Genomic DNA, 3,372 nt, shown 5'->3' with positions numbered 1-3,372 from the left:
CAGCTGGAACAGTTGGCGGCTGCCATGGGGGTCACCTGCTTTTGCAATAAATCGCCGCCCAGCATAGCGCGGATTCCTTGCCGGGCTCCTAACCCTTGGCCAATCGCCCCAACCGGCACAGGCGAGCGTTCATTGATCGATTGCCCGTTCTACAGTGGGCCCTGAGCGTTCCTCAGGGACGTTGCAACATCTAAGCTTCCTGAACGCGAAAGGGCCGCACAAGGCGGCCCTTTCGCTGCAGGCAGGGCCGCGACCCTTAGTTGGTCTTGGACACGCGCAGCACCTTCGGGGTGACGAAGACCAGCAGTTCGGCCTTGTCCTTGTTGCGACTGCGCTTCTTGAACAGATTGCCAAGGAACGGCACGTCGCCCAGGAACGGTACCTTGTTGACGCTGTTGCGGTCGGTGAACTCGTACACGCCACCGATCACCACGGTCTGGCCGTCTTCCACCAGAACGGCGGTGTTGACCTCGCGGCGGTTGATGGTCGGGACTTCGCCGTAGCCTTCCAGGCGGATGTAGCTCTCCACCTCATCCTTCTTGACCGACATGTTCAAGAACACGCGGTTGTCGTTGGTGATGGTCGGGGTGACCTTCAGTTCCAGCACAACCTCCTTGAACTGGACGTTGGGCGTGGCGACACCGCCCGCGCCGCCGCCGCTGATGGTGACGTAGCCGATTTCCTTACCCTGCTTGATCGTCGCTTCGCGCTGGTTGGTGGTGACCACGCGCGGGTTGGAGATCACTTCGCCACGCGATTCCTCTTGCATGGCCGACAACTCCACGTCCAGCAGGTACCCCGCGTTTAGGATCGACAGCGCCAGTGAACCCGGATTGCTGGCCGCGGCCACCGGCAGGTTCCAGTTCAACTTGTTGGTGGTGATGGTGTTCGGGGCACGCACGGGAACCGCTCCGGCTCGGCCACCGGCATTCCAGTCAGCCAGCGCCTTGGCGTAGTCGTTATTGACCTTTGCCTGATCATTGATGTTGGCGTGGTTGTCATCGGTACTGCCACCGAAGAACACATTGTCACGGTTGCCGGTGATGCCGAACTTGGCACCCAGCTCACGGGCGAACGTATCGGTCGCAATCACGATCCGGCTTTCGATCAGCACCTGGTCGACCGGACGGTCGATCACGTTGATCAGCTCGCGCATGCGCGCCAGCTTCTTGGGGATGTCGCTGATCATCAGCGTATTGGTGCGCTCATCGGCGACGATGCGACCGCGCGAGGACAGGAACCCGCTGTCTTCCTGCGAGCTGTTGCCGCCACTGCCACCACTACCACCGCTACCACCACCACCACCGATACCCTTGGCTTCGGTCAGCGCTTTGAAGATCTGTGCGGCGTTGTGGTAGTTGATCTGGATGTAATCCGTCACCAGGTCTTCGCGGTTCTCGATTGCGATGCGCGCGTCTTCCTTGTCCTGCTCGAACTTGGCCAGCTCCGGCTGCGGGGCAACCCACACCACGCCACCATCGCGACGTTTGTCCAGACCCTTGGCGCGCAGCACGATGTCCAGGGCCTGATCCCACGGCACGTTGACCAGGCGCAGGGTGACGTTGCCTTCGACGCTGTCGGAGGCAACGATGTTCAAGTTGGATTCTTCGGCGATCAACTGCAGCACCGTGCGCACCGGCACGTCCTGGAAGTTGAAGGTCACCGGCTTGCCGCTGTACCCGCGCTGCGAAACAGCCGCAGCGGCTTGGGTCACCGTGGTGGCGTTCATCGCACCGGTGGCCGCTACCTGCTTGCGCGGGCTGATCTCCACCACGTACTCGTTGCCGGTCTGATAGGCCAGCGATTCGAAGGCGGTGTTGGTGTTGAGCACCAGCTGGGTGCCGCCGCCATATGGCTTGGGATCGATACGCTGCACCGGGGTAGCGAAGTCGGTCACGTTGATCGACTTCTGCAGGTTCTCCGGGAGGCGCACGTTGCCGACGTCGATGACCACGCTGTTGCCCTGCGTGCGCAGGTCCGGGTTGGCGCCCTTGCCGTCGAACTGCAGGATGAGGCGGCCAGCGCCGTCCTCACTGCGCTTGAAGTCGATCTTGGATACCGCCAGCGAGGCAGGCGCCGTGGCTGGCGCGACTGCGGTCGCCGCTGGCGTCGGTGCTGCTGCCGGCGTCGCCGCCAGCAACGTGCCATTGGCCACCATGAGCGCGACTCCCAGCGCGCACAGGTGGATCAGCTTCGGGCGCCGGTCGGGACGCTGCCGCATGGCATTGGAAAAGGTCATCGTGCTATCCCCATAATCATTATTGATCTTCAAGCGCAAGCGATGCAGGCCGTTCCAGCCAGCCGCCCGCGCCATCCGGCACCAGTTCAATCAGTTCGATCCGGTCTTCGAAGACCCCAGTCACGCGGCCATCGCTCTGCCCCAGATAAACGCCCGGACGCACCCGGTAGGTGACCTTGTCCGGCGCCATCACCAGCGATACCAGCGCGCCCCCCTTGCCGATCGAGCCGACCATGTCCAAGGCATCCAGCGGGAAGGCTTCCAGCGGCTCCTTGCGACGGTTCGGATCGGGACGAAGCCCCGAGCCGCCCTGCGGATTGGTCCAGGCGTCGGTGAACGGATCGCGCATCCCCTGCGCGGAGTATTCAAACGTTTCGAACTGCTGCATCACCGGCAGCGGCTCCAGGGGCGGCGCCGGACGTGCACGCACGTCCTCCACCCACTTGGTCAGGTTCGGCGCATCGCCGGGGGTACTGCTCACCCCACGCGCGCAGCCGGCCAGCAGAGCCAGCACCAGCAGACCACATACCCTCGCGGTCATCCCCAGGCTCATGGCGTACCTCCGGGCTTGGCACCGCTCTTGTCGGCGGCCGCCGCTTTCTCCTGCGCTTCCATTTCCAGCTCGTCAAGGTAACGGTAGGTCTTGACCGTACCGGACAGCTCCAGCGCGCCACTGCGCGCAGTGATACCGGTCTTGGGGTCTTTCGGCTTCAGGTTGATGTCGTGCATGGTCAGGATGACCACGCGCGGCAACGAGGCCACGCCGCTGACGAACGCGCCGAACTGGTGGTAGCTGCCCACCATGCGCAGCGCGATCGGCTTTTCGGCGTAGAACTCCTTGGGCTGCTCTGCACCGGGCTGGAAGAGCTCGTTGATCAGCCCGCTCGACAGCGCGGTCTGCGAGATGTCGATGATCAGGTCCGGCATTTCCGTCTTGCTGGGCAGCTGGCGCAGCATCTGCTGAAGTACCTGCTCCATCTGGGTTAGCTGCTGCTTGAGCGGCTCCAGATTGACTGCACGGCCCTGCTCTTTCTCAAAGTCGGCACGCAGTTGGACTTCCGTGCTTTCCAGCCCGGCAAGCTCATCGCGTTTGCCACTGATCAGCACGAACCAGGCAATGATCACGATGAACA

General features: G+C 62.9%; 3 protein-coding genes. All 3 read right to left on the bottom strand.

Annotated features, from left to right (window positions below; translation table 11 throughout):
• Nucleotides 1–256: 256 nt before the first annotated feature.
• On the bottom strand, nucleotides 257–2,239 hold the full coding sequence (locus ACXJKH_RS17165; protein ID WP_457321132.1) for a type IV pilus secretin PilQ: 1,983 nt from the start codon (nucleotides 2,237–2,239) through the stop codon (nucleotides 257–259).
• A 19-nt stretch (nucleotides 2,240–2,258) separates the two neighbouring features.
• Nucleotides 2,259–2,792, bottom strand: a complete 534-nt coding sequence (locus ACXJKH_RS17160) for a pilus assembly protein PilP (protein ID WP_457321130.1) — start codon at nucleotides 2,790–2,792, stop codon at nucleotides 2,259–2,261.
• The coding region (locus ACXJKH_RS17155; protein WP_457321128.1) for a type 4a pilus biogenesis protein PilO at nucleotides 2,789–3,372 on the bottom strand (584 nt) is incomplete at its 5' end. The genes ACXJKH_RS17155 and ACXJKH_RS17160, both read right to left, overlap by 4 nt.

The sequence above is a fragment of the Stenotrophomonas sp. P5_B8 genome, assembly GCF_054049855.1.
Note: the sequence above shows the minus strand (reverse complement) of the source record. Positions and strands in the feature narration are given on the sequence as shown.

Bases quoted from the DNA above. Each gene is read 5' to 3' on its own strand.
- ACXJKH_RS17165 (WP_457321132.1), bottom strand. From the start codon at position 2,239: ATGACCTTTTCCAATGCCATGCGGCAGCGTCCCGACCGGCGCCCGAAG.
- ACXJKH_RS17160 (WP_457321130.1), bottom strand. From the start codon at position 2,792: ATGAGCCTGGGGATGACCGCGAGGGTATGTGGTCTGCTGGTGCTGGCT.